Origin of the sequence: Paraburkholderia sp. CNPSo 3076, assembly GCF_026343935.1 — a bacterium.
In the GTDB taxonomy this organism is placed as follows: domain Bacteria; phylum Pseudomonadota; class Gammaproteobacteria; order Burkholderiales; family Burkholderiaceae; genus Paraburkholderia; species Paraburkholderia nodosa.
Genome location: NZ_JAPMAL010000010.1, coordinates 110,284 through 135,259, shown reverse-complemented (window position 1 = coordinate 135,259; position 24,976 = coordinate 110,284). Strand labels below are relative to the sequence as shown.

The 24,976-nt window shown below is 66.5% G+C and carries 18 protein-coding genes and 1 riboswitch; of the genes, 10 read left to right on the top strand and 8 right to left on the bottom strand.

Annotation, left to right across the window (positions count from 1 at the left end; all coding sequences use genetic code 11):
• Nucleotides 1-132 precede the first annotated feature (132 nt).
• Nucleotides 133-2,721: a fimbria/pilus outer membrane usher protein gene (locus M3A49_RS13705; RefSeq protein WP_266229128.1), complete on the top strand. Its 2,589-nt coding sequence runs from the start codon at nucleotides 133-135 to the stop codon at nucleotides 2,719-2,721.
• Between the two features lie 238 nt (nucleotides 2,722-2,959).
• On the top strand, nucleotides 2,960-4,021 hold the full coding sequence (locus M3A49_RS13700) for a fimbrial protein (RefSeq protein WP_266229127.1): 1,062 nt from the start codon (nucleotides 2,960-2,962) through the stop codon (nucleotides 4,019-4,021).
• A gap of 177 nt (nucleotides 4,022-4,198) precedes the next feature.
• Here the strand turns inward: M3A49_RS13700 and M3A49_RS13695 are convergent, their stop codons facing one another.
• The 4 genes from M3A49_RS13695 to M3A49_RS13680 form a co-directional block, all read right to left on the bottom strand.
• Nucleotides 4,199-6,223 (bottom strand): sigma-54-dependent Fis family transcriptional regulator, encoded by a 2,025-nt coding sequence (locus M3A49_RS13695; RefSeq protein WP_266229126.1) that lies wholly within the window; start codon nucleotides 6,221-6,223, stop codon nucleotides 4,199-4,201.
• A gap of 372 nt (nucleotides 6,224-6,595) precedes the next feature.
• Complete coding sequence (locus M3A49_RS13690) at nucleotides 6,596-7,102, bottom strand: acetone carboxylase subunit gamma (protein WP_266229125.1); 507 nt, start codon at nucleotides 7,100-7,102, stop codon at nucleotides 6,596-6,598.
• A gap of 48 nt (nucleotides 7,103-7,150) precedes the next feature.
• Nucleotides 7,151-9,475, bottom strand: a complete 2,325-nt coding sequence (locus tag M3A49_RS13685; RefSeq protein WP_254355522.1) for a hydantoinase B/oxoprolinase family protein — start codon at nucleotides 9,473-9,475, stop codon at nucleotides 7,151-7,153.
• Nucleotides 9,472-11,631: a hydantoinase/oxoprolinase family protein gene (locus M3A49_RS13680; RefSeq protein ID WP_266229124.1), complete on the bottom strand. Its 2,160-nt coding sequence runs from the start codon at nucleotides 11,629-11,631 to the stop codon at nucleotides 9,472-9,474. Before M3A49_RS13680 ends, M3A49_RS13685 begins: the two co-directional genes overlap by 4 nt.
• A 435-nt stretch (nucleotides 11,632-12,066) precedes the next feature.
• On the opposite strand from M3A49_RS13680, the gene M3A49_RS13675 reads away from it, so the two are divergent.
• The 7 genes from M3A49_RS13675 to M3A49_RS13645 all read left to right on the top strand — a co-directional run bounded on the left by M3A49_RS13675 (nucleotide 12,067) and on the right by M3A49_RS13645 (nucleotide 20,167).
• The gene (locus M3A49_RS13675; protein ID WP_266229123.1) at nucleotides 12,067-13,017 is read left to right on the top strand and encodes an SH3 domain-containing protein; all 951 of its coding nucleotides are present in this window, start codon (nucleotides 12,067-12,069) and stop codon (nucleotides 13,015-13,017) included.
• A 775-nt stretch (nucleotides 13,018-13,792) separates the two neighbouring features.
• Entirely contained in the window at nucleotides 13,793-14,179 is a 387-nt protein-coding gene (locus M3A49_RS13670; RefSeq protein ID WP_266229122.1) for a peptidase, read from the top strand.
• A 253-nt stretch (nucleotides 14,180-14,432) separates the two neighbouring features.
• Complete coding sequence (locus tag M3A49_RS13665; protein WP_028205569.1) at nucleotides 14,433-15,131, top strand: response regulator transcription factor; 699 nt, start codon at nucleotides 14,433-14,435, stop codon at nucleotides 15,129-15,131.
• Nucleotides 15,128-16,543 carry a FecR domain-containing protein gene (locus tag M3A49_RS13660; RefSeq protein ID WP_266229121.1) on the top strand — a complete coding sequence of 472 codons (1,416 nt, stop codon included), beginning with the start codon at nucleotides 15,128-15,130 and terminating at the stop codon, nucleotides 16,541-16,543. The genes M3A49_RS13665 and M3A49_RS13660 overlap by 4 nt, the downstream gene beginning before the upstream one ends.
• 26 nt (nucleotides 16,544-16,569) lie before the next feature.
• Nucleotides 16,570-18,978 (top strand): CHASE2 domain-containing protein, encoded by a 2,409-nt coding sequence (locus M3A49_RS13655; RefSeq protein WP_266229120.1) that lies wholly within the window; start codon nucleotides 16,570-16,572, stop codon nucleotides 18,976-18,978.
• 82 nt (nucleotides 18,979-19,060) lie between these two features.
• The gene (locus M3A49_RS13650) at nucleotides 19,061-19,687 is read left to right on the top strand and encodes a DUF4136 domain-containing protein (protein ID WP_266229119.1); all 627 of its coding nucleotides are present in this window, start codon (nucleotides 19,061-19,063) and stop codon (nucleotides 19,685-19,687) included.
• 99 nt (nucleotides 19,688-19,786) lie between these two features.
• Nucleotides 19,787-20,167 (top strand): VOC family protein, encoded by a 381-nt coding sequence (locus tag M3A49_RS13645; protein ID WP_266229118.1) that lies wholly within the window; start codon nucleotides 19,787-19,789, stop codon nucleotides 20,165-20,167.
• Nucleotides 20,168-20,174: 7 nt separating this feature from the next.
• On the opposite strand, the gene bluB is transcribed toward M3A49_RS13645, so the two are convergent.
• From bluB to M3A49_RS13625, 4 genes are all read right to left on the bottom strand, one after another.
• Nucleotides 20,175-20,867: a 5,6-dimethylbenzimidazole synthase gene (gene bluB / locus M3A49_RS13640; RefSeq protein WP_254355529.1), complete on the bottom strand. Its 693-nt coding sequence runs from the start codon at nucleotides 20,865-20,867 to the stop codon at nucleotides 20,175-20,177.
• A complete protein-coding gene (locus tag M3A49_RS13635; RefSeq protein ID WP_266229117.1) occupies nucleotides 20,851-22,161 on the bottom strand; it encodes a cobyrinate a,c-diamide synthase in 1,311 nt (436 codons plus the stop codon). The genes bluB and M3A49_RS13635 overlap by 17 nt, the downstream gene beginning before the upstream one ends.
• A gap of 4 nt (nucleotides 22,162-22,165) precedes the next feature.
• On the bottom strand, nucleotides 22,166-22,768 hold the full coding sequence (cobO, locus tag M3A49_RS13630) for a cob(I)yrinic acid a,c-diamide adenosyltransferase (protein WP_266229116.1): 603 nt from the start codon (nucleotides 22,766-22,768) through the stop codon (nucleotides 22,166-22,168).
• On the bottom strand, nucleotides 22,765-23,415 hold the full coding sequence (locus M3A49_RS13625) for a cobalamin biosynthesis protein (RefSeq protein ID WP_266229115.1): 651 nt from the start codon (nucleotides 23,413-23,415) through the stop codon (nucleotides 22,765-22,767). Before M3A49_RS13625 ends, cobO begins: the two co-directional genes overlap by 4 nt.
• Nucleotides 23,401-23,671, top strand: a riboswitch (cobalamin riboswitch). (Overlaps the previous gene by 15 nt.)
• Before the next feature lie 213 nt (nucleotides 23,672-23,884).
• Between M3A49_RS13625 and cobW the strand changes: the two genes are divergently transcribed.
• A complete protein-coding gene (gene cobW, locus M3A49_RS13620) occupies nucleotides 23,885-24,976 on the top strand; it encodes a cobalamin biosynthesis protein CobW (RefSeq protein ID WP_266229114.1) in 1,092 nt (363 codons plus the stop codon).

Sequence of the window (24,976 nt, the reverse complement as noted above, 5' to 3'; positions counted from 1 at the left end):
CACCGGTCGCACGGCAGGCAGGAGCCAGCGCGATCGCAAGCGCCTCATCGAGAGGCCGATCCCCCAGCTAAAAGTGGTGCGCGTGCCGCGTGCGAGCGGCAGGGATCCGCTTTCGCAGTGAGAAATGTCGCCATGAATGTTAGAAATGCTTATCGTCTATCGGGGCTGCGTCTGCGACCCCTATGCGCATGCGTGCTGTACAGTCTCTCCGCGGGCCACTTCGCCTGCGCAGCGGGCGAGCCCGCCAAGGTCGCGCAAGTCCAGTTCAACGACACCTTCCTGAACCAGTTCGGGCCTTCCTCGGTCGATATCAGCCGCTTCGACAAGGGCAACGTTTCGCTGGCCGGCCAGTATCGCGCCGATCTGTTCGTCAACGAGGCCTGGCTCGGCCGTGCCGAAGTGACCCTGAAGCAGATGGAAGGGGAGCGCGTCGAGCCCTGCTTCGATCGCGCGCTGCTCGAACGCATGGGCATCGACCTCACGCGTCTGCCGCACGATAAGGCCGCGTTGCTCGAAGGCGGCAGCGATGCGTGCGCGCCATTGTCCTCGCTCATCGACGCCGCGGCAGCCACGTTCGACAGCAGCGAGCTCCGGCTCGACGTCAGCATTCCGCAGGCGGCGCTGAGCCGCCGCGCGCGGGGCTATGTGGATCCGCGCTACTGGGACGACGGCGTGCCGGCCGCGATCCTTCAATACAACGGCAATATCTACCATGCCCAGGCCAGCGGCGCGTCGTCCACGCAGAGCTATCTCGGGCTGAACGCTGGGGTCAACGTCGGCGCCTGGCGCTTTCGTCACAACGGCAGCCTGACCAACAGCAATCAGACCGGCACGCACTATCAGAGCATCCAGACCAGCCTGCAACGGGCGATAGCGCCTCTGAAGAGTCAGCTGGTCGTGGGCGATGCCTTCACGGATGGCGCGATGTTCGACAGCGTCGGCTTTCGCGGCGTGCAGCTCGCCACCGACGACCGCATGTACCCGGAATCGCAGCGCGGCTATGCGCCGACCATCCGCGGCATCGCGCGCAGCAACGCGCTCGTGCAGGTCACCCAGAACGGCAACGTGCTGTACGAAACGAGCGTCGCGCCCGGGCCGTTCGAAATCGACGATCTCTACGCGACCGGTTACGGCGGCAACCTGCAGGTCGTCGTGACCGAGGCCGACGGCTCGCAAAGCATCTCGGTGGTGCCGTATGCCGCAGCCGTGAACGCGCTGCGGCCAGGCATCACGCGTTTCAGCATCACGGCGGGCCAGTATCGCGACGCCATGTTGTCCGCCCACCCGGGGCTTGCACAGGCCACCGTGCAGCACGGCTTCACGAACCTGCTGACCGGCTATGGCGGCGTGACGATCGCCGAGGGTTATGCGGCGGCCGTGATCGGCACCGCACTGAACACGCCGATCGGCGCGTTCGGCCTCGATCTCACGCAGTCGAGCGCGTCGCTCGGCAGCCAGCCGTCGCGCAGCGGGCAGAGCCTGCGCCTGAGCTACAGCGAGCTGATCGCGCCGACCAACACGAACGTCGCGGTGGCCGCGTATCGCTACTCGAGCAGCGGCTACCTGAGCCTGCGCGACGCCATGTTCCTGCGCGAGACCGGCAACGCGGCCGGGAGCTTCTACGGTGGAGGCATCCAGCGCAACAGCCTGCAAGTCACCGTGAACCAGAGTCTGCCGCCGGGCTACGGCGCGTTCTATGTCACCGGCTCGACGCAGGACTACTGGAACCGCTCGGGCACCGACACGCAGTTTCAGGCGGGCTACAACAACAGCTTCAGGCGCCTCAACTACAACGTATCGGTGTCGCGTCAGTACATGCTGACCTCGCGACAGTGGGACAACCGTTTCATGCTCACGGTGGGCGTTCCGCTCGGCACGGGCGCCCATGCGCCGTACTCGTCGACCAGCCTGCAAACCGGCTCCGATCACACGACGAACCTGCAGACCTCGGTCACCGGCACCGCGGGCGTCGACAACGCCTTCAGCTACGGCGTGAATGCCGGCTATACGGGCGGCGGCAATACGCGCGACGTGACGAACGCGGGCGGCAACGTGGCATACCGCTCGCCGGTCACCACGGTGACGGCGAGCGCGTCTACGGGCACCGGCTACAACCAGAGCGGCGCGGGCCTTTCGGGTGGCATCGTCGCCTATGGGGGCGGCGTGGCGTTCACGCCGGCGATGGGCGAGACCATCGCGATCGTCGAAGCCCGCGATGCCGCCGGCGCGCGCGTGACCGCCGGCAGCGGCCTGCGCGTCGATCCGTGGGGCCATGCGATCGTGACGAATCTGACGCCGTTCGCGAGCAACGAGATCGAGATCGACCCGAAGGGCCTGCCGGTCAGCGTCGAATTGAAGTCTACGATGCAGCGCGTCGCACCGACCTCGGGTGCCGTTGTCCGGGCGAAGTTCGAGACCGACAATCCCGGCGCCTCGCTGATCATCAAGGCCCGCATGGCCGATGGCACAGCGGTGCCGTTCGGCGCGCAGGTCCACGATGCGGCGGGCAATGTCGTCGGCACGGTGGCGCAGGGCGGACGCATCGTGGTGCGCGGGCTCAAGTCGGAGGAGGGCGATCTCACGGTGCAGGTGAACGATGCCGCAAACAAGGCGTGTCAGTTGCACTACGTGCTGCCCAAGGCGGCGCTGGCCAATGTGAGCGTGTGGTCGACGATCGAAGCGATATGCGATGGCGTTCATCTGCTTGCGAACGCGCACTGATGGCGGGTCGTTCGCGAACGGCGCCCCCGCCGTCCTCTGGACAGGGCCTCGGGCGTTGCGAGCGGCGGCCTCCGATGCTGCTCTGGGTTTGCAGCGCACTGGCGGCACCGCACGAGCGGCTTCCTTGTCCCGGTGCAGCCGCCTCGAGTCTCCGGACACGCACCTCGTGCCCGTGCGGACACCCCTTCAATAACGGCGTGAGGCGACCATGCAATTCGATGATTCAAGGAAGACAACGATGATGTTCTGGATGCTTCGATGCGTGCGACGCCGTCTTGGTGCGGCGCTCCTCGTTGCGGCAGGTGCGCTGACGAGCAGCATGGCGTATGCGGCGGTTTGCACGGCCAACGTCACTGCGCTCAACCTGACCCTGCCGACCGGCACCTACACGGTTCCTCGCGATGCGCCCGTCGGCACACAATTGACGCCGTTCACCGCGTTTCCGACCGGCGCGCCGTATTCGAACCTCTGGACCTGTAACGTGCCCGCGAACACCTGGGCGGGGCCGGCCACCATGGCCGTGGGCCTGACCGATACGGGGACGACGTTCACGGCGCCGAGCGGTGTCGTGTATCGGGTCTACAAGACGAATCTGGCCGGCGTGGGCATCGTACTCGGCGTCGAAAACTTTGTCGCCTCGGCGTGGTTCCCGCCTGGCTGGGGGATCCCTCTGAGCTGGCATCAAGGCAATAGCTGGCAGAGCGGCGGCCAGGCGCAAGGCGCGATTTTCGGCGTATCGGCTACCTTTGCGTACGTGAAGACCGGCCCCATGCAGGGCGGCACGACCAACGTAAGCGGACTCGTGGCGCAGACGGCGATGCAGATCGGCAGTTCCTACGAGAACGTCGCCAACATCGTCGTCTCGGGCAATGCGACCTTCGTCGTGGCAGCGTGCACGACGCCCGATGTGGCCGTCGACCTCGGCTCGCATCGCTCGTCGGAGTTTCGCGGTCCGGGCAGCTATAGCAGCGCGACTGGCTTCAATATCCCGCTCAATAACTGTCCGGCGGGCATGAACAGCATCACCTACCAGATCGATGCGACCACGAACCTGATCAGCAGCGCGGCTTCCGTGGTGGCGCTCGACGGCGGTTCGACCGCCACGGGAATCGGCGTGCAATTACTCGACGCAGCGGGCAACACTTTCCCGCTCGCCACGTCGACGGCCTTTAGCGCCTACCGCGGCAGCACAGGCGGCAGCTATGCGATTCCGATGAAGGCGCGCTACTACCAGAGCGGCGCGAGCGTCGGCCCCGGCACGGCCAATACGTCGTTGACGTTCACCATGACCTATCGTTAGCGCGCCGAGAACGGGCGCCCGCGCGCAACCGGCCCGGGGCGCGGCGCGTCATCGGCCGCGGTACGCCCCGCTCAGCGTTTCGGGCATAGCCGCTTCATTACTTCGAAGAAAACGAATAGGAGCGCCGATATCGAGACTGCCCCGGCCGCGCCCAGCAATGCGGCGCAGCTGGCTCGTCTAGCGCAAACCCCCTGACCGGCGCGCGTGACTCACGGCTGCCACGAGGCCGTATCTGCGGACCTTTTCATAAAGCGTACTTTTGGCGATGCCCAGCTGATTCGCTGCCTGCGTGAGATTGCCGGCGTGGCGATCGAGCGCCCGGCGGATCGTTTCGGCTTCGGTCATCCGCAGCGATGCCTCCGCGCCCTGTTCCGATGTGCCTGCAGCGCCTGGCGCGCCACACTCTGGCACCACAGGAGCGCAAACCTCCGCAGGTAACGTCTCCACGCTGATCGTCGGGCCGTGGGTTAGCAGGAGGGCGCCTTCGATCGCGTTGCGCAGCTCGCGCACGTTGCCCGGCCACGAATAATCGAGCAGACAGGCATAAGCCTCATCGTCGAACGATCTGTCCTGCAAACCGTAAGATGCGCACATATGCGCGAGCCAGTATGCAATGAGGGCTGGCAGATCTTCTGTACGCTCGCGCAGACTCGGAATCGACACAGTCGTCACCGCAATGCGGTAGAACAGGTCCATGCGGAACGTGCCCTTGCCAATGGCATCCTTCAGGTCGCGATGGGTTGCGGCAACGAGCCGGAAGTTGACCTTGCGCGGCGTGTTCTCGCCTAGCCGGTATATTTCGTTTTCCTCCAGAACGCGCAGCAGATGCGGCTGAATGTCGAGCGGCATTTCGCCGATCTCGTCGAGAAACAGCGTGCCGCCGTTGGCCGCTTCGATCTTGCCCGCTGCTCCCGACTTTCGCGCCCCGGTAAAAGCACCTTCGGCATAGCCGAACAGTTCGCTCGCAAGCAGGTCTTTCGAGAGTCCGCCGCAGTTCAGTGCGACGAATGGCCCGTTTGCCCGTTCGCTGGCCTGGTGGATGCCTTGCGCGAAGAGCTCCTTGCCCACGCCTGTCTCGCCGAGCAACAGGACAGGGACCTTCGAGGGCGCGAGCTGGCGCGCCTTGTCGACGGCCGCGCGCAATACGCGGCTGTCTCCGACAATGCGCCCGAAGCCGCGGGTCGCGACGTGATGTGGCTCGCGTTCGCGGGCAACCGGTTTTGCGCCGCGAACGGCGGGGGCGCCGGGGATCACGATCATGAAACCCACGACACCGTCTTCGCGCAGTATTTCGACATGGGCATGCCGCAGCCAGGCCGGTGCTGCCGCCGAAGCGACGGTGCCTGACCTGGTGTCCAGTCCCGGCAGCATGAAGCTGGCGTCGAGCTGCACGTCGAAACCGAGTCGCCGCAGCGCGGGCCCGATCTGGGCATTCGCCTTGACGAGACGCCCCTGCTCGTCAACGATGAGTACCCCGTCCGGGCCGTTGGTACCCAGGCGTGACGCGCACAGGTCCAGCACGCGCAAACGCCGCTGCATGGCATCCTTGGCAAGCCGGCTTTCGATGCGCCCCGCGAGCGACACGGTCAGCGCAAGCGTGTAGCGGCTGTAGGTGTCCGCGAGTCCCGAGACATCGATCACGCCCAGCACGTGGCCATGGAACGGATCGCGGATGACGGTTGCCGAGCAGGTCCAGCGCTTGATGCCGGCGCAGAAGTGCTCTGCGCCGTGAATCTGCACGGGCTGCCCCAGTGCGAGTGCAGTCCCGATCGCGTTGGTGCCGCAGTTGAGCTCGGTCCAGTTGCAGCCGGGCACGAGTCCGACCTCACGCGCGGGCTCGATGATCCGCATGTCGCCTTCGTGCTTCAGGACGATGCCGTCCGGGTCGGCAAGCAGCATGACCGTACCGGTCTGCGTCAGCAACTCGCGGATTTGCTGCATGAGCGGCAGACTTGCGCTGATCAGACGGTTGCTGGCGCCTTGCCACTGCATCAGCTGGTCTTCGCCGAGCGGCGGCGGTGCGCGATCCGCTGCCGGGTTGACCTGCCCCAGGAGGCAGCGCTGCCACGAATCGTCGACGACGCCGCGCACCTCGGTCGAGTGCCATTCGTCGCCGCCCACCCGATGCTCCCATGCCGTCATGATGCCGGCGTCGTGCTGGGGACTGGAAAACCAGTCCATGGGCGTGCCTGTCTGTTGCATACCTGTCTCCTGGCAGTTCGCGTTTGCAGCAAACCGTGAGGCCGTTGCAACCGGCCTCTTTTTTCATTCCAGTCTTGCCCGGCAGGACCGGCCGGGCTCGTTGCTGGGTATCGTACTCCGATCCGGTGCCATGACCGGCTCGCAATCGATCCCGTACAAGCAATGCGTGCGCCAGCCGGCTCCTGGCGGACTTCGTGGCGCATGCCGCTAGCGCAATCGGGCGAGTCGGCTTCAACTGGTTGAGCGAAAGCGCGACCGGAAACACGCCGGCCGTCCGGAAATCGAACGGCCGGAAAACGAACGCCCCGCTTCGCGCTGTGCGAAAGCGGGGCACACCGGCGTCAAGGCGCGCCGGCCGGTTCGAACATCAGCCTAATCGACCCGCTCGGGGACCGGCAGCTTGACCCATTCGGCGTAGAACGCGTCGATGTCGGGCTCGAAGTCGTGGACGACCGGATACCACGGCGTCGGCGCCTCCACGTCATGCATCGCTGCGCACGTGGGGCAGTAGTATTCGCGGTACACCTGCCATTGCGTATCGGGCGCCATCAGCCGTGGATAGACCTCGTCCATGGCTTCGTCGGTATCGCGTACGAAGACGTTGGCGTGCAGCTTCCAGTTTTCCCGGTAGTCGCAGAACACGTGGCCGCAGTCGCACTGCGTGACCCATTTCTTCGTCGCCCATTGCTGCACGATGTACAGGTGCGGCCCGAGCGGCAGCACAATGCGGTCCTTCCAGCCGAGCCTGGCCTGCAGCGACTCGACGTACATCTGAAACCGCTCGCCGTCCTTGGGCATCGACAGCATGCGCAGCGTCGTGTCCCAGTCGAGCTTGCCGTCGACCAGATTCCTGATCTGTTCCCTGGTGTAGGTGGACATGGCGTTTCCTCCTCGAATTCCTTGATGGTTGCGCGAAAGCCGGCGGACTTACTCTTCGACCAGCACGACGGTCTTGACGTCGGGCATCTTCGAGAGGTCCATGCGGAATTTCGAGCCGTAGGTCGGTACGTCGAGCTCGTCTTCGGTGAGCGTCCACGAGTCCGGCAGATCCCAGAACGCCCGGAACTGCTGCTCGAACTTCGTCGAAAGCCCGAAGCTCGTTGCGAACATGTGCTGCACCTGGGGCGCGGCGTGTTTGAGCACGATGCGCTCGCGTTCGCTTTTCATCCATTCGCGCGTGGGTTGCGAACGGGCCAGGCGCTCATTGCGGATCGCGACACGCTGCAGCGCAGTTGCTTTTGCGTCGACGGTCCAGAGTCCGTTGGCATCCTTCGTCGCGACGGCGCCGTACACCTTCTGCGCGTATTCGGGCAAGAGCAAGGCACTGTTCAGATCCCGTTCGACGGCTTCGGGCTCGCGATCGAGCGGGTCGCCAAAGCCGGGGCCGCCGCGCAGATAGTTGAGGTAAAGATCGTAGTTGCTGTAGCAGTCCTCCGTGGTCATGCACTGATGATCGCGCTTGATGATGGCGCCCGCGTTCAGGTGATTCTCGTAGTCCGGGAAATCCGGGTTGGCATCGCCGCCGAGCGGCAGGCTTTCGCCCAGCGCGATGCGCTCCTTCAGGCCGGTGCGGTGCGCCTCGAAGCGGTAGCCGGTGGCGCTCGGGTAGCCGCCCATGAGCCCCCAGTCGCTGTTCATGTAGCCGTTGCCCATGAAGAACATGGTCCAGTCCTGCGCCTTCCACACCATGCGCAGCGTTTCGAAACCGCACCCGCCGCGATACTTGCCGTAGCCGCCTGAGTTCGTCTTGATGTTGCGGCCGAGGTAGAGCAGCGGTTCCGCCATCTCCCAGATCTCGATATCGCCCATGTCGCCTTCGGGATTCCAGATCGCGGCGGCATGACTGAGGCCGTCCTTGACTGCGCAGGCACCCGTGCCGCACGACGAAGCCTCGAAGCTGTTGACGGCATGGATGTCGCCATCCTGGTTGATGCCGCCGCCCTGCAGCCAGTTCGACGTGTTGGCGTTGCCGGCGTTGACTTCCTCGAGATAGCCGCGGCTGAAGTAGGCCTGCGAGAGACCTCGCCACAGCGCGCTCCAGCCCGAAACCAGGAAGTGCCAGGCATAGGCGTGACCCGTGCGGCGGTCGTCCGGATTCATCCACGCGCCCTTGGGCAAATGGAACTCGGTGCCGAAATAGGCGCCGTCGTTGATGCGCTGCGTGGGGACGAGTGTTTGCGTCATCATGACCCAGATGCCGCTCGTGAACGCGACCTGGTGCGCGTTGTACGAGTGCCAGCCCCAGCGGCTCGCGCCCTCGAAGTCGAGCCGCCACGTACCGTCCTTGCGGATTTCCATCTCCACGGGCGAGTGCATGATCGAGTCGAGTTTCGCGAACGCCGACGAGGTCTGCACATCGGGATGGTTGTACGGCACGTCGACGAAGGCGACCTTGCGATACTTGCCCGGCAGCGTCATCGCCTTGATGCGGGTCTGCAGACCCCTGCGTCCTTCCTCGATCACTTCATAGGCAAACTTATCGTACGCATCGAGCCCTTCCTCTTCGATCACTTCTTCGATCAGGTTGCGGATCATGTGGCAGCCGGCAATGCGCGTGCGTTCGTCGAGAATCCAGTACTTCGGTGTGCGTACCGAACGCTGGCTCTCGTGGAGCCAGTCGCGCAGCGGTGTGTCGTTCACGCCGGTCTTTCGGCACGTGATCATGTAGCCGTCGCCGAAGCGCTGCACCTGGCCTGTCGACATCGATCCCGGTGTCACTGCGCCCGTGTCGATCACGTGGGTCACGCCGCCCACCCAGCCGACCAGCTTGCCGTGCGAAAAGATCGGCACGATCGTCGCGATGTCGCACGGATGGACGTTGCCGATCGAGCAGTCGTTGTTGGTGAACATGTCACCGGGATGAATGCCGGGATTCGCTTCCCAGTTATTTTCGATCATGTACTTGATTGCCGCGCCCATCGTGCCGACGTGGATGATGATGCCGGTGGAAGTGAGCACGCAGTCGCCCGCGGCGTTGTAAAGCGTGAAGCACAGTTCGCCTTCCTGCTCGACGATCGGGCTTGCCGCGATCTTCTTCGCGGTTTCGCGCGCATGGACGAGGCCGCCGCGCAGCTTCGAAAACATCTTTTCGTAGCGGATCGGATCGCGCTCGCGCAATTCGAGCCGCTCGAGCCCGTTGTAATGGCCCGTTTGACCGGTGCGCGCGAGGATGCCGTCGCGGAACTGCTTGAGGGTCTGGCCGTTCTTAAGGAGGTCGGCGAAGCCAACTTCCTGGCTGGATAGCATGTTCATTGCGTGTCTCCTTGCTGGACTTCCCTGAGATGGAAGAGGCGGTGCTTGTCGAGCGTGGTCGCGAAACCTTTAGGAACGACGAAGGTTGTCGCGTCGGATTCGATGATGGCCGGGCCGGTGATCTCGTTGCCGGGCTTGAGTGCCTCCATCTTCCACAGGACGGCGTCATGCCATTGCTTGTTGCGATAGAGCCTGCGCACGCCGGTTCGCGCCTCGGCCGGCGGCAAGGCACCGCCTTCCGCGTCCTCGGGGAGCACGGGCTTTTGCGTGATCACCATGCCGCGCATGATGGCGCCGGTGACAGAGAAGCCAAGCTCGGGCGAACGCGCCGAACTGGCATAGACTCGGCCGTAGGTGTCCTCGAATGCCGCGACGATGCGGTCCCAGTCCCCAGCCTGCGCGGCGCTGGCGATGGGCGATTCGATCTCGAGGTCGTTGAGCTGCCCCATGTACTGCATGCGAAAACCCGGGCGCAGGATCACGTCCTGCTCGCTGAAGCCATTGATGCGGAATTCTTCGACCACCTTGGCGGCGAGTTCTGACCACGCCTTCTGGATGGTTTGCGCGGCGAGGACCTTGTTGTCGTCGCTGGCCAGTTGCGGCAGCGCCAGATCGACACTTTTGTCATACCGATACTCGAAATCCGCGCACGCGCAGCCGAATGCCGAGAAGCCTGCGGCCCACGCGGGCACCACGACGTCCTTGAAACCGAGCCCTTCGGTGTAGCCATAGGTGTGGACCGGGCCCGCGCCGCCATACGAAAAGCAGACGAACTCCGTCGGGTTGTAGCCTTTCGCGCTGACGTTCGAGCGCAGGTACTCGCGCAGTTGCAGGTCCAGCAACTCGATTACGCCAGCGGCCGCATCTTCGACAGAGAGCCCGAGCGGACCGGCGATCTGCGCCTTGATGTGCTCGCGCGCGCGGTTGACATCGAGCTTGATCTGGCCGCCGAGGAAGTTGTCAGGGTTCAGGTAGCCCAGCACCACATGGCAGTCGGATACCGACACGGTCGCGAGCCCGCTCTGCGGCCAGCAGGTGCCGACGCGATAACCGGCGCTGTCCGGGCCGAGCTTGATCGCGCCGCTATAGGGATCGAGTCGCACGAAACTGCCCGCGCCGGCGCCCACTGAATCCATCGTGACGAGCGGCAGCGACAGCACGAGGCGAGCCATGTCCGGATCCGATGCGATCGCGAAGTTGCCCTTCGTGATGAGCGCCATGTCGAACGACGTGCCGCCGATATCCGAGCATGCGATGTTGTCGTAGCCGAGGGCCTCGCCGAGCAGCTTCGAGCCGATCACCCCGCCGATCGGGCCCGAGACGATCGTGCGCGCGAGTTCTTTCGCCTTCCAGCTGATCGTGCCGCCGTGGGTCGCCATGACCCGCAGGTCGAATTTCGCACCGTGCTTGCGGAAGCGGTCGCTGACCTTTTGGAGCGTCTGCCGCGACGGCTCGGCTGCATAGGCCTCGAGCACGGTCGTATTCATCCGGTGGCTTTCCTTGCGCTGCGGATAGTAGTCGACCGAGGCGAACACCGGGATGTCCGCGCCGATCGCCTTCAGTTCCTCGCGCACGATGTCGCGCGCCAGGCGCTCGCTCGTAGCGTTCTTGTGTGACTGCAGGAGACAGATCACGATGGCCTTCGCGCCCGCTGCGACCAGCTCGCGCGTCGCCTGCCGCACTTCGGCGTCGCGTACGGGAATGACGATTTCACCCTGGACGTCGGTGCGCTCGGTGACGCCGCGCGTGCGCGAGAGCGGCACGAGCGGCTCGTCATAGCGGTGCGTGTTCAGATGAATCCGCTCTTCGAGCGCATAGCCGAGGTAGCTCTGGATCGCGCGGCCCATCGAGTGCACGTGCTCGAAGCCTTTATTCACGAGCAGCCCGACGTCGAGCCCCTTGCGCTGCACGACGCGATTGAGCATGGCCGTGCCGGAGTACACGCAGGTCACGAGCTCGGGATAGACGGCGTCGACGTCGCGCTGCCAGTGCGCGAGCGCGTCCTGCGACGAGTTGAAGATCGCGAATGATTCGTCCTCAGGGTTGCTCTGCGCCTTGCCGACGACGAATCGCCCATCGGCGCGCACGAAGAAGGTGTCGGTCATCGTGCCGCCGGCGTCGATGCCCAACACCTGGACTTGCGAAAGCCCTTCCATGGTTTGTCTCCAATGATTGAAGTAGTCACGAGCCGCGTTGCTCACGTTTGACCGAATGCATCGCATGCGATGTGGCGGCTCGCGCTCGTCTCTGCAACAGCCATGCCATTGGCGGGCAATCCAGACCAGAGCCCCGCGTGACAATGCCGCGCGAGCAGAGCCAGGCGCAAGGGCGGGGAGGCGGTACGTCCAGAACAGCAGCTCGACGGCCGGTTTTCAGCCTTGACCGGCGATCGAATGCCGGTCGGTCGAGCGCATCGGATGGTGAATGTCGTTGCGGGCTCACCTGGATGAGGGAGCGGATACGTCCAGTCGCGCAGCGACTTCACTACGTCAAAGAAAACGAATAATCTCGAAGCAGCGCCGCAACGAGAGATGGGGCCGGGCACGGCAATTGCTCACCGCAAAACAAATTAGCTGGAACAGGGAGAAACAATGTCCAAGCGCCTCAACACGCGCCTGCGTGCGCTCGTCCCTGCGCTCGCCAGCGCGTGCCTCGCAACCGGCCTCGTGCTCGCGTCGTCCGACGCCAGCGCGCAATCCGCGGCCTACACGAGCGAACCGGTGGATCTGTACGCAGGGCCTTCAGGCGACTATCCCGTCGTTGCCGAACTCGGACCCGGCCAGCCCGTCACCGTGATGGGCTGCGTGGGCGACTATTCGTGGTGCGACGTCACGGTGCCCGGTCTGCGCGGCTGGGTCTACGGTGGGTATCTCAGTTATCCGTATCAGGGCAACTACGTGCCGCTCACCGACTATGGCGCGGAGATCGGCCTGCCGATTGTGGCGTTCTCGCTCGGCGCCTACTGGGGCAGTTTCTATCGCGACCGGCCATGGTATGGCGAACACCAGCGCTGGGAGCACGTGCCGCCGCCTGAACGCGGCCGCCCGCCGACAGCGCCGGCGTGGCATGGTGCGCCGGGCCGTCCGCCCGCCATTCAGCCTGGCGGTGGCGGCCGCCCGCCCGCGCCCAATGAGCCGATGCGCGGCGCACCGCCGCCCGGAGCGCAACGCCCGCCTGGCAACCCCGAAGCGCCGCGTGCGCCGGGCTACATGCCGCCGCAGGGCGCGGGACGCCCGCCCGGCAATGGAGAACCGCCACGCGCGCCCGGCAACGTGGAGCAGCCGGGCACCATGCGTCCCCACGAGGCGGGGCATCCGCCCGAGCAGCAGCAATTCGGCGGCCGGCCGCCGGCCGGCGCTCCCGCGCAGGGCTATGCGCGGGAGCCGGCGCCCCAGCCGCAGGGCGGCATGCGTGCGCCCGGGCCCGCGCCTGCACCTCAACAACCGCAGGGGCGGCCGGCCGCGCCGCCTCAGGGTGGTCAGGGCGGCCATGCTCCCAGCCAGGGCGGCGAACGGGGCAACGAGCGGCAAACCGAGCACTGACGCATAGTGCGTTTCTTCGCTGCAGCGGCGGGATCTCCATGGCGGGAATCCCGCCGCTGCTGTTTTCCGGCTGCGGGTTAGGATTGCGAATCAATCAAGGTGCATGACGGTCATGCGCCCCGATATGCAGGCTCGCAAGAGCCGTCGCCCAACCCATGCCATCCGCCTGGCTTTTTTCCGCTTTTCGTCGGTTCTGACAGATTTAACAATCCCTGACAGTAAATTCATGGCGCCCAGGTGAGAATACGTCGTCGCGGCTAATGCAGGCATGGCCGCATGCCGCCAGCGCCACGCGAGCTTCGCGCATGCGCCACTGGCAACGGATATCTGCTACGGGGGCTGGCTCGCTCGGGACCTGGCGACGCAGTCAGCAAGAGGAAGTCAGAGCGAACCCGAGTTCGCCGGATAACGCTGGGAAAACCAGTGCTTTGAGGTGGACGTGGCGATGGCGGCACGTGCCTCGTCGTGCAGGGAGGCGGCTGCGGCCGGCTGACAGCGTCGGGCGGTGACGCTGGCAGCGGGGCTCGCGCCGCGTACGACGATGACTGCGCTGGCGGTCCGACTCCGGGGGCGGAATCCGGAGACCATGCAGTGCGCTGCACGCGGCCGTCGCCACATTTTTTTCCGCACTTCAGAACGCATTCTCTTTGCCGCTTCGCGCATTGCGAGCGGCTCGACGTTGTTGCGTCCGCGAAAAAACGCCTGGCCGCTTCACACTTCTGATGCTCTGCCTGCTTGTCTTCACGGGGGCTACATGTTTTTCCGATCCGGCCGTATGCGTTTTCCACCGGGCTCGCGCGTGGACGGGCCCGACAGCGGCCGCGAGTTCGACCGCATCGAGCTCGACCTCGCGCGCGACCGGCATGCGCGCGCCGCGATGGAGGCCTACGCGGATTCCTGCGCGGCCGAACTCCCGTGGCTCAGCGAAGCGCTGAACCTTTCGCGTTTCGGCGCGGCCGAGCGCCTGTCACAGTGTTCGTCCACGGTACTGCGCGTGTTCATGATGGCGCAGTCGCGCGCGGCCTTGCAGCCCGACTATGCGCACGCGGCATGGGAGCACGTGCGCTCCCATCTGACCGCGCTGCTCGCGCAATCGCCGTCGGCTGCGGGCGAGGAGGCCAGGCCCGGTTCGAACGAAGGCAAATTCGACTACCATGAGTGATTAACATGAGAGCGATCTGTTCACCGAAGTCGAGCGCGGCCTCGCGCTCCCATTTTTTTCGAGACGCGGCGAATGTAGCGGGCTTCGGCGCACGGCGGGTCCCGCGTGCCGCCAGGGCCCGGGCGGATGGCCGGCGACCCGGCGCCGGTGCGCGCGCCAGAGCCTGCCAGACGATGGTCCCGGTAGCAGCGCGGTGCGGCAGGGAGGCAGTCCATCCTGAGACGATGAATAACAAACCTGGTTGCGGGGTGCTATGAGAGTTGCAGTACTGGATGACGATGCAGCGCAGACAGAGTTCGTCTGCCAGGCCTTGAGCGCGGCGGGCCACGCCTGCCACGCGTTTGCCAAGGGCAGCGAGCTCGTCAGGCAGCTTCGGCGGCAGACATTCGATCTGCTCGTGCTCGACTGGAACGTGCCCGACATGGCGGGCGACGAAGTGCTGCACTGGGTGCGGCAGAGCCTCTCCACGCGCCTGCCGGTGCTCTTCATGACGAGCCGCAGCCGCGAGGCCGACATCGCGCAAATGCTCAACGCCGGCGCCGACGACTATGTCGTCAAGCCTGTCTCGGCGCCGGTGCTGATCGCCCGCGTCAATTCGCTGCTGCGCCGCGCCTATCAGCTGCACACGCCCGCGTTCAAGGAAACCTTCGGCGAGTACGAGTTCGACCTGAAGTCGCGCCAGGCTTCAGTGAGCGGCCGCAACGTCGCGCTCACGCAGAAGGAGTTCGATCTCGCGCTGCTGCTGTTTCAGCACCTGAGCCGGCCGCTGTCGCGCGCGCACATTCTCGACGTAATCTGGAAGCAGTCCGACGACATTCCTTCGCGCACGATGGACACGCACGTTTCCATGCTGCGCTCGAAGCTCGGCCTGCGCCCCGAAAACGGCTATCGCCTCACGCCGATCTACGGCTACGGTTACCGGCTCGAGCGTATCGAGGGGGACAACGCGTGACGGGCGCGCGTGCGGTGCGCGCCACCGCGGCGCCGTTCCTTGCCTTCGCGCTCGCGTTCCTTGCACTTCCCCGCGGCGCCGAGGCGCGTGAGGGCGCTGCGGCGCAGCCGCCCGAGATGACCACCTACGTCACGCGCCCCGGCGACTCGCTCTATGCCATCGCCACGCGTTACCTGCGCAATCGCGCCGACTGGAAGAAGCTCGCGAGCCTCAATCATGTGAACGAGCCGCGCCACCTCCGGCCGGGCACGGCGCTGCGGGTGCCGGTCGCGCTGCTGCGCCAGGATGGCCTGAGCGCGCAGGTGGTCGCCGCGAACGGTCCGGTGCAGCATGCGTTCCGCGCCGGTCCGCTCCTGCCGCTCACGGTCGGCGCGAGCCTCGTTGAAGGCGACCGGGTGCAGACCGGCCACAACGGCTTCGCCACCCTCGAACTGGCCGACGGCTCGCATATCGCGCTGCCGCCCGATACCTCGCTCGACCTTGCCACGCTGCGTCAAACGGCGCTCACGGGCGCGACCGACCGCATCGTCGATCTCCATCATGGCGAGGTGAACAGCGAGGTCACCCATGCCACGAAGAAGGACGATCGCTTCCAGATCCGCTCGCCTTCCGTCGTGGCCGGCGTGCGCGGCACGCAGTTTCGCGTGAGCTATGACGGCGACAAGGGCGCGACGGCGGTCGAGGTGCTGGACGGCGCGGTGGGCGTCGACGCCGACTCGCCGGCCCGTAACCGCCACGGCGCTCGCGCGCAGCCGCCGGCACCGGGTACGCCGCTCAGCGCCTCGGAGCAACTCGTCGCCGCGCACCATGGCAACCTCACGCTGGCGGGCCAGCCGGCGGGCGCGCCCGTCACGCTGCTTGACGCGCCCGAGCTGCTGCATCCGTCCAAGGTCCAGGACGACGAAGACGTCGCCTTCGAAATCGCACCCACAGCGGGTGCGAGCGCCTGGCGCGTGCAAATCGGCCGCGACGCGGGCCTGCTCGACATGATTCGCGACCAGCGCAGCGCCGACCCGCGCGTGTCGTTTGCCAACCTCGACGACGGCACCTACTTCGTACGCATCTCCGCCATCGACGCTCGCGGTCTCGAAGGCATGCCGGCGTCATATGCGTTCGAGCGCCGGCGCGTCGCGCTCGGCACGAGCGCCGGTCCCATTGAAGGCTCGCGCGACTTCGCGTTCCGCTGGTTCATCGACCGCAACGCGCCGAACACGCGCTTTCGCTTCGTGCTCGGCACGACGTCCGATCTGCGCGCGCCGCTCATCGACCGTACCGACATCACGGCGGGCGACGCGGTCGTGCGCGACCTGCCGAAGGGCGTCTACTACTGGACGGTGATCGCTGAGCAGTTCGACAACGGCCACTATTACCAGAAGGCAAGCCCGGTCCAGTCGTTCAGGCTCGACTGGTGACTCGGCCAGACGAGGTGGAGCCGCGCATGAGCGTGAGGCCGCCCGCGCGCCTTAGCCGCTCAGTCGGGCGACGCTTCCTGTTCGAATGGGCCGGAGTGGGCTGCGCGGGCGTGGTCGTGGTCGTGCTCTGCGTGCTCTGGCGGCTCACGAGCGGCGCCGACCATCTGGTCTATGACCGCCTGCTCTCTGCGCGCGCGCTGCCGGTGTCGCCCGACATCGTGCTCGTGGAGATCGACAATGCTAGCGTCGCCGCGCTCGGGCGCTGGCCGTGGCCGCGCGAGCTGCATGCGCGGCTCGTCGATCAGCTCGCGAAAGCGGGCGCCGCGGCCGTCGTCTACGACGTGTTGTTCACCGAATCGTCTCCCGACGACGCGCACTTTGCGCAGGCGCTGCGCGCGCGCCCGGCGTTCCTCCCCATCCTGCTCACCCCCGCCGACGACACCGGTCGCCGCGAGGCCGTGCGCCCGGTCGCGCCGCTCGCGCAGGCGGTCGCCGGCATGGGCCATATCAACTTCGAAGTCGATAGCGACGGCATCGTGCGCAGCGTCGCGCTCTTCGAAGGCGACGCGCAGCAGCGCTGGCCGCAACTGATGGTGCCGGTCTGGCGGGCGGTGCGCAACGATGCCGTGAAGCTCGCGCACGGCACGCCCGCGGCCGCGCAGCGCGATGATGTCCTGCATGCGGCGGCGCCTGGCACCGAATCGCGTTTCCTGATTCCGTTCGGCGCGAATTCGCAGACCTTCCACAAGGTCTCGTTCGCCGACGTGCTCGATGGCCGCGTGGCGCCCGAGCAGTTGCGCGGGCGCGTGGCGATCGTCGGCGTCACGGCCTCGGGGCTCTACGACCGCTTCGCCACGCCGCTCTCGGGTACGCTCGGGCCGCTGCCCGGCGTGTACATCCACGCCATCGTGCTCGACACGCTGCTCAACGGCAGCGCCATCCAGCCCGCGCCGCCGGTCATGGTCGTGTTTGCCTCGCTCGCGCCGCTCGTGCTGCTGCTCGCGGGCTTCCTCGTGCTCTCGCCGCTGCGCACGCTGCTGCTGCTCGCGCTCCTGATCGCCGTGTCGCTCGGTGCGAGCGCGGGCATGCTGCACGCGCGCCTCTGGCTCTCGCCCGTGCCCGCGATCGTCGCGCTGCTCATCGTCTATCCGGTGTGGAGCTGGCGCCGCCTCGAAATGACGATGGCTTACCTGCGCAAGGAACTGCGCCAGCTCGCCGACGAACCCTACCTGCTGCCCGAGGCGGCCACGCCGCGCCGCGAATTCGCCGGCGACGCGCTCGCCCAGCAAATGGCGCTCATGGCGCAGGCCGCGCAGCGGCTGCAGGACATGCGCCGCTTCGTGTGGGACAGCCTCGATTCCGTGCCGGAGCCGATTCTCGTGGCCGATCTGCGCGGTGTCGTGCTGATCGCGAATCACGCTTCGCGTGCGTATCTCGAGCGCCTGGCGGTGAGCGCCGCGGAAGGGCGCCGGATGCAGGACGTGTTCGGCGACCTCGCGCTCGTCAAGCCGATCGACCCGGCGCCCGATGCGATGGCGTTTGCGCACGCGCATTGGCCCGCGCCGCTCGACCCGGCGCGCGACGAGTTCGCGGAGCTGATGGAGCGCGGCGTGGAAGTGCGCGCGCGCGACGGCAGCGACTATCTGCTGCGCTACGCGCGCTGTACGAACGCGCAGGGGCAGGCGGTGGGCTGGATCGCGGGTCTCGTCGACGTGACCGAGCTGCACGACGCCGAACGCCAGCGCGAGGACGCGCTGCGCCTGCTGTCGCACGACATGCGCTCGCCGCAGGCCTCGATCGTCGCGCTCGTCGAGACGGAGCGCGAGCGGGGCACGCTCGGCTCTGAGCCCGTGCGCGGCGTGATGGAGCGCATCGAGCGCTACGCGCGCCGCTCGCTCAAGCTCGCCGACGACTTCGTGCAACTCGCGCGCGCCGAGTCGCAGGTGTATGCGCTCGAGCCCACGAGCCTCGCGGAACTGGTGATCGACGCGAGCGACGAAGTGTGGCCGCAGGCGCACGCGAAGCGCATCCAGATCGACACCGTGTTCGAAGGCGAGCAGATGGGCTGGATCAACGCCGACCGCTCGCTCATGACGCGCGCGCTCGTGAACGTGCTGAACAATGCAGTGAAGTACAGTCCTGCGGATACGCGCATCGTCTGCACCGTCGCGCTGGACGAGCGCGTTGCGCCGCGTGTGGTCTGCTCGATTCGCGATCAGGGCTACGGCATCGCGCAGGAGGATCAGGCGAGGCTGTTCCAGCCGTTCCAGCGCTTTCACACGGAACAGCGCCCCGAGGTGAGCGGTGCGGGGCTCGGCATGGCGTTCGTGAAAACCGTCGTGACGCGCCACGGCGGCGATGTCCAGCTGGACAGCGAGCCAGGCAAGGGCACCGTCCTGACGATGTCGCTGCCCGCGTTCGACGCGCCGGTTTGAGCCGCAGCGGGCCGTTGCGGCTGCGCATGAATAACCCGAATGCCGCTGGCCGCATGCCGGCGGCAACCCGATGGAGTGTTTCGTGAAGACCTTGCTGTCGATCTGTCTCCTGCCGATATTCGTTGCCCTCGCCGGATGCGCGGGCGTGACGACCGACGTCGCGGCCACGGGCGCGCTACCCGCTGCGGCGGCGACCAGCCAACCTGCGACCTACCGTTTTGCGCCAACGCCCGCCCAGGCCGAAGCGGGCGAGATTCTCCCGTACCAGGCGTTGCTGAGCGAAGGTCTCGCGCAGCGCGGCTTCAAAGCAGGCGCGCCCGAGGCGGCGCGCTATCTCGTCTCGGTGGCGTGGGACACGCGTCCCGCCGAGGTGAAAGTCGTGGACGCCGGCTGCGGCGCCGGCTGCGCGCCGGCCGAGGGGCCGTCGTTGCCGTGGTTCGGGCGGCCCTACGTGCATACGCTGACGCTGCGTTTCTTCGCGTTGCCCGATGGCGGCGAGGTCTACAAGGTGAGCGCCGTGAAGCGCGACCGCAACGCCGATGCACGCGAGGCCGTGCCGTACCTCGTGGCGGGCGCACTGGCGCGGCTGCCGTACGCGGGCGCGCCGCAATGGCGCGTCAAGCTGAAGGGGCCGGCCAACGCCGGCACGGCGGATCACGCGCCGGGCATACCGGAAGTGCTCTCCGTCTCACCCGTCAATCCGCAGTAGTTCAGGGCAACTTTCCCCAGGCCGCGTCGAACGCGAAGGCGTTATGCTGGCTCCAGAATCTGGCGCAACGGTTGCGCGCAGACATCACGGGAGTCGCTCATGTTCGATCACATTGGATTGCGCGTGCAGGATCTCGCACGCAGCGTGCGTTTTTACGAGGCGCTGCTCGCGCCGCTAGGCGTCGTGGTGTGTATGCGCGACGACACCTACGCGGGGCTCGGCCAGCCGGGCGAGCCCAAACTCTGGCTGCACGCCGTATCCGCCGACGCCGCGCTGGCGCCGCGCGGCGTGCATGTGGCGTTCGCGGCGGCGAACCGCGCGGCGGTCGTTGGTTTCTATGAAGCGGGCCTGCGCGCAGGCGCGAAAGACAATGGCGAACCCGGCCTGCGTGCCGACTACAGTCCCGACTATTACGCAGCATTCCTGATCGATCCCGACGGCAACAACGTCGAGGCCGTCTGCTACGCGCGCGAAGCGTAAGCGGGCGTCAGGCGCCAGGCGTGGCATCCGGCGCCGCCGCGGGCACGCTGGCCGCCTCGTCCTGCGGCCAGCGGTTTTCGAACACGCATTCGCCAAGCGGCTTGCGTTCGGCCCATTTCTCCATTTCGAGCATCGGCTGCGGGTAGAATGCGTCGACCTGACCCACGCAGAGTATCGCCACCGGCTTGGCGCCGGGCGGCATGGCGAGCAGGGCGCGCACCTCGTCGACGTCGAAGATCGACACCCAGCCCATGCCGAGCCCTTCGGCGCGGGCCGCGAGCCACATGTTCTGGATCGCGCACGCCACCGAGGCGAGGTCCATCTCGGGCAGCGTGCGGCGGCCGAAGACGTGGGCTTCGCGGCGATCCATCAGCGCGACCACGAGCACCTCGGCGCAATCGCGCATGCCTTCCACCTTGAGCTTCATGAACTCGTCGCGGCGTTTGCCCAGCGCATCGGCGGTTGCAATGCGTTCGCGCTCGACTGTCGCGTGAAGTTGCTCGCGCAGCGAATGGTCCGTGATGCGCACGATCCGCCACGGCTGCATGAAGCCTACGCTCGGCGCGTGATGCGCGGCGTCGAGCAGGCGCGCGAGCGTCGCGGGATCGATCGGGCCCGGTGCGAAGTGCCGCATGTCGCGGCGCTCGTAAATCGCGCGGTAGACCGCCGCGCGTTCGGCTTCGTCAAAGGGCTGTGCCATGAAAGAGTGCGGCCGCGAAAGCCGGGTTGGAGGGCCAGTAAGCGTGCATATAGGTGGCCGTGATCGAGCCGTGCCGGTACAGCGCCTCGCCGGGCGCGCCGGTTTGTGCGTGGTGTGCCGTGAGCGCGGGCGCCAGCGGCGTGGCGACGCGCGAATAGTGAAACGTGTGGCCGCGCAGCGCGCCAAGCGCGCCGTCGAGCTGCTGCATGCCGAGCGCCGCGAAGCGCTTTTGCATGACCGCAACGCCTGGCAGCAGGCCAAGCATCGGCGTACGCGTGCCTTCTACGTCGGTCAGTGCGTCGAGCAGATAGAGCATGCCGCCACATTCGGCGACGAGCGGTTTTCCTGCGGATACATGCGCGCGCAGCGAATTCGCGCTCTGCGTATTGTGCGCGAGCGTCGAAGCATGTAGCTCGGGATAGCCGCCCGGTAGAAAGATCGCATCGACGCCGGCGGGCGCGGGCTCGTTCGCGAGCGGCGAGAAGTAACTCACGTTCGCGCCCAGCGATTCGAGCAACGCGATGTTCGCCGGATAGAGAAACGAGAACGCGGCGTCGCGGGCAACGGCGATATGATGGCCTTCGAGCTGGCGCGCAATCGTTTCGTCATGCGAAGGATCGGAGAATGTCACCGCAGGCGGCAATTCGACGAGCGCGGTTTGCGCGAGCGCGTCGGCGGCGCGTTCGATGCGCGCGTCGAGGTCGTCGATCTCCGCCGCCTGATGCAGGCCGAGATGACGGTCGGGCAGCGCCATCGTCGCTTCGCTCGCGACGTGGCCGAGCCAGCGTACGTCGGCGGGCACCGTTTCCTGCAGCATCTGCGCGTGGCGCGGCGAGCCCACGCGGTTCGCCAGCACGCCATGAAACGGCACGTCCGGCCGAAAACGCGCGAGACCGAACGCGATCGCGCCGAAGGTCTGCGCCATCGACTTCGCGCTGACGATGGCGGCCACCGGCACGCCAAACGCGGTCGCGAGATCGGCGCTGCTCGGCGTGCCGTCGAACAGGCCCATCACGCCTTCGATGAGGATCAGGTCGGCTTCGCGCGCGGCCTGCGCGAGCAGGGCGCGGCACGCCTCTTTGCCCACCATCCACAGGTCGAGCGAGAGCACCGGCGCGCCGCTCGCGCGTGCGAGGATCATCGGGTCGAGAAAATCCGGCCCGGTCTTGAAGACGCGCACGCGTCGGCCCGCGCGCCGGTGCAGGCGCGCGAGGCCAGCGGTGAGCGTGGTCTTGCCCTGGCCCGAAGCGGGCGCGCTGATGAAGAGCGCGGGGCAGGCAAAGGTTGCGCTCATGCGCTTAAAACTCCACGCCCTTTTGCGCTTTCACGCCTTGCTCGCGATACGGATGCTTCACGAGGCGCATTTCCGTGACGAGGTCGGCCGCTTCGATCAGGGCGTCGGGCGCATGGCGGCCCGTCACGACGACGTGCACGTGCGGCGCGCGCGACGCGATCACACCGAGCACTTCGTCGAGCGGCAGGTACTCGTATTTGAGCACCGTGTTGAGTTCGTCGAGGATCACCATGGCGTACTCGCCGCTCTCGATCATGCGCTTCGCTTCGTCCCAGCCCTTGCGCGCGGTGGCGATGTCGCCGTCGCGATTCTGCGTGTTCCAGGTGTAGCCGTCGCCCATCGTCACGAAATCGCAGTGCGCAACGCTGCCGAGAAAATCACGTTCGGCCGTGTGCAGCGCGCCCTTGATGAACTGCACGACGCCAAGCTTCATGCCGTGGCCGAGCATGCGCACCGCCATGCCGAACGCGGCCGTGCTCTTGCCCTTGCCGTTGCCGGTGTTGACGATCAGCAGGCCCTTTTCGCGCGTCGCGGCGGCCTGCTTCTTCTCGTGGCCTTCGCGGCGGCGTTGCGTCATGCGTTGGTGCGATTCGGGATCGGTTTTCATCGTCGGGAGTGGGTTGGTTGCGGCGCCTTCGCGTCCGCGTTTGCGTGGTTTGGCAGAAAGCCTGCGATTGCGACCGTCACACCGTCGAGCGCCAGCTTGCCGCGCACGAGCGGAGCGCCGCCCGCTGCAAGACGCGCGCAGGGTTCGCACACGCCGTCCACGCCGAACTGCGCTTGCGCGGCTGCGGAGGGCGCCGCCAGTGTGGGCGTCGCGGCGAGTTGCTCGCGCGTGTACGTTTGCAGCGGCAGCGCATGTGCGGCGCAAAACGCTTGCAAGGCGGGTTCGCCGGCTTTGGCGTCGAGCGTTGCCACAGCCGTTACGCTGTCGAGCGGCCACGCGCCGAGCGCGGCGCGCACCGCGGCATCGATCTGCGCGAGCGTCACGCCGCGCCGGCAGCCGATGCCGAGCGCGAGCGGCGGCACGCGCTGCGTGGGTTCCAGCGTGGCTTCGAATGAGGCTGCGCGCGAGGCGCGATTTTCGGCAGGATTCACGGCGAGAGCGTCGATCGAAGGCTGATCGCAGAGGCAAAACGAGCAAAAGAGTCGCGTTCCGGCCGGCGCCGGATGCGCGCTACGATAGCACACGCGTTTGCGGCTTCCCACGCCTTCCTTGACGCGCAGGCCCCCCGCGCCTACACTCGCACGCACTCTGGTGCTCGCGTGCGCGACTCATAATGCGCGCGCAGTTAAACGGGAATCAGGGAGCCATCCCGCCTCGGGCATGGCCAACCTGAACTGCACCCGCAACGGTACAACGAGCGCGGCGTTCGCACGAATGCCGCAAACCGCTTCCATGCTTTACGCAGTCCACGCCACTGTGCAAGCCGGCCGCAAGGCCGCTCGCGCGGGAAGGCGAAGCGGTGTCTCGTCAGTCCGGATACCGGCCAGATACGTGGGATTCGCGCTGCGGGGATGCGGTGCCGGATCCGTGATTTTCATGCGTCAGCCGGGCGTGGCCCGGGTGCGTTTCTGGTCGTTCGTCCCCTGCAGGTTGTTGAATCGTTACGCGTGACAGCGTCTCCACGGATACGCGCGTGAGCGCAACACGACACCCGCACGAACGGCAGGCGCGACGCACCATGCCCCTCGATCCGGCCTGGCGCCGAAGGAGCACTTCATGCAAATGCGCAAGATTCCGGTCACGATCGTGACGGGCTTTCTCGGCAGCGGTAAAACCACGCTGCTGCGTCACATTCTTCAGCACGCGGGCGGCCTGCGCGTCGCGGTCATCGTCAACGAATTCGGCGAACTCGGTATCGACGGCGAAATTCTGCGTGGCTGCGGCATTGGCTGCGACGAAAACGGCAACGAAACCGAAGGCCAGCTCTACGAACTCGCGAACGGCTGCCTCTGCTGCACCGTGCAGGAAGAGTTCTTCCCCGTGATGGAGAAACTGCTCGAACGCCGCGGCGATGTCGATCACGTGCTGATCGAAACCTCGGGTCTCGCGCTGCCCAAGCCGCTCGTGCAGGCGTTCAACTGGCCGTCGATCCGCAACGCGTTCACCGTCGATGCGGTCGTGACCGTGGTGGACGGCCCCGCCGCCGCGAGCGGCCAGTTTGCCGAAAATCCGCAGGCCGTCAACGCGCAGCGCCGCGCCGACCCGAATCTCGATCACGAATCGCCGCTGCATGAGCTGTTCGAAGACCAGCTTTCGGCCGCCGACCTCGTCATTCTCAACAAGACCGATCTGCTCGACGAGGCGGGCCAGGACGCGCTCATCGCCGAGCTGCGCGAAGAGCTGCCGCCGCAGGTGAAGATCGTGCGCGCGCAGCACGGCAAGCTCGATCTGCATACGCTGCTAGGGGTCGAGGCGGCCTCCGAGGAGAGCATTCATCTGCGGCACGACCATCACGGTTCCGCCGACGATCCCGATCATCACCATGACGAGTTCGACTCGGTTGTGGTGTCAGGCAATGCCGCTTCGCGCGAGACCGTGATCGAGGCGCTGCAACAACTCGTCGATGCGCACACGATCTATCGCGTGAAGGGCTTTGCCGCGTTGCCGGGCGCGCCGATGCGCCTCGTGATTCAAGGCGTGGGCCGCCGCTTCGACAGCTATTTCGACCGCCGCTGGAACACGCGGGAAAGCGCGGCGCAGCCGCTGGCGAGCCGCTTCGTGCTGATCGGCGAGGACCTCGATGGCGCGACGCTGCAAGCGGCCTTCGACGCCGCATTGGCGAACGTGCAGACCGCGGCCGCGAAGTGA

Coding starts and splice junctions, on each gene's coding strand:
- M3A49_RS13680 (WP_266229124.1), bottom strand. CDS start 11,631: ATGGAAGGGCTTTCGCAAGTCCAGGTGTTGGGCATCGACGCCGGCGGC.
- M3A49_RS13690 (WP_266229125.1), bottom strand. CDS start 7,102: ATGTCCACCTACACCAGGGAACAGATCAGGAATCTGGTCGACGGCAAG.
- cobO (WP_266229116.1), bottom strand. CDS start 22,768: ATGAAAACCGATCCCGAATCGCACCAACGCATGACGCAACGCCGCCGC.
- M3A49_RS13700 (WP_266229127.1), top strand. CDS start 2,960: ATGATGTTCTGGATGCTTCGATGCGTGCGACGCCGTCTTGGTGCGGCG.
- M3A49_RS13705 (WP_266229128.1), top strand. CDS start 133: ATGAATGTTAGAAATGCTTATCGTCTATCGGGGCTGCGTCTGCGACCC.
- M3A49_RS13675 (WP_266229123.1), top strand. CDS start 12,067: ATGTCCAAGCGCCTCAACACGCGCCTGCGTGCGCTCGTCCCTGCGCTC.
- M3A49_RS13655 (WP_266229120.1), top strand. CDS start 16,570: ATGAGCGTGAGGCCGCCCGCGCGCCTTAGCCGCTCAGTCGGGCGACGC.
- cobW (WP_266229114.1), top strand. CDS start 23,885: ATGCAAATGCGCAAGATTCCGGTCACGATCGTGACGGGCTTTCTCGGC.
- bluB (WP_254355529.1), bottom strand. CDS start 20,867: ATGGCACAGCCCTTTGACGAAGCCGAACGCGCGGCGGTCTACCGCGCG.
- M3A49_RS13685 (WP_254355522.1), bottom strand. CDS start 9,475: ATGAACATGCTATCCAGCCAGGAAGTTGGCTTCGCCGACCTCCTTAAG.
- M3A49_RS13670 (WP_266229122.1), top strand. CDS start 13,793: ATGCGTTTTCCACCGGGCTCGCGCGTGGACGGGCCCGACAGCGGCCGC.
- M3A49_RS13635 (WP_266229117.1), bottom strand. CDS start 22,161: ATGAGCGCAACCTTTGCCTGCCCCGCGCTCTTCATCAGCGCGCCCGCT.
- M3A49_RS13695 (WP_266229126.1), bottom strand. CDS start 6,223: ATGCAACAGACAGGCACGCCCATGGACTGGTTTTCCAGTCCCCAGCAC.
- M3A49_RS13645 (WP_266229118.1), top strand. CDS start 19,787: ATGTTCGATCACATTGGATTGCGCGTGCAGGATCTCGCACGCAGCGTG.
- M3A49_RS13665 (WP_028205569.1), top strand. CDS start 14,433: ATGAGAGTTGCAGTACTGGATGACGATGCAGCGCAGACAGAGTTCGTC.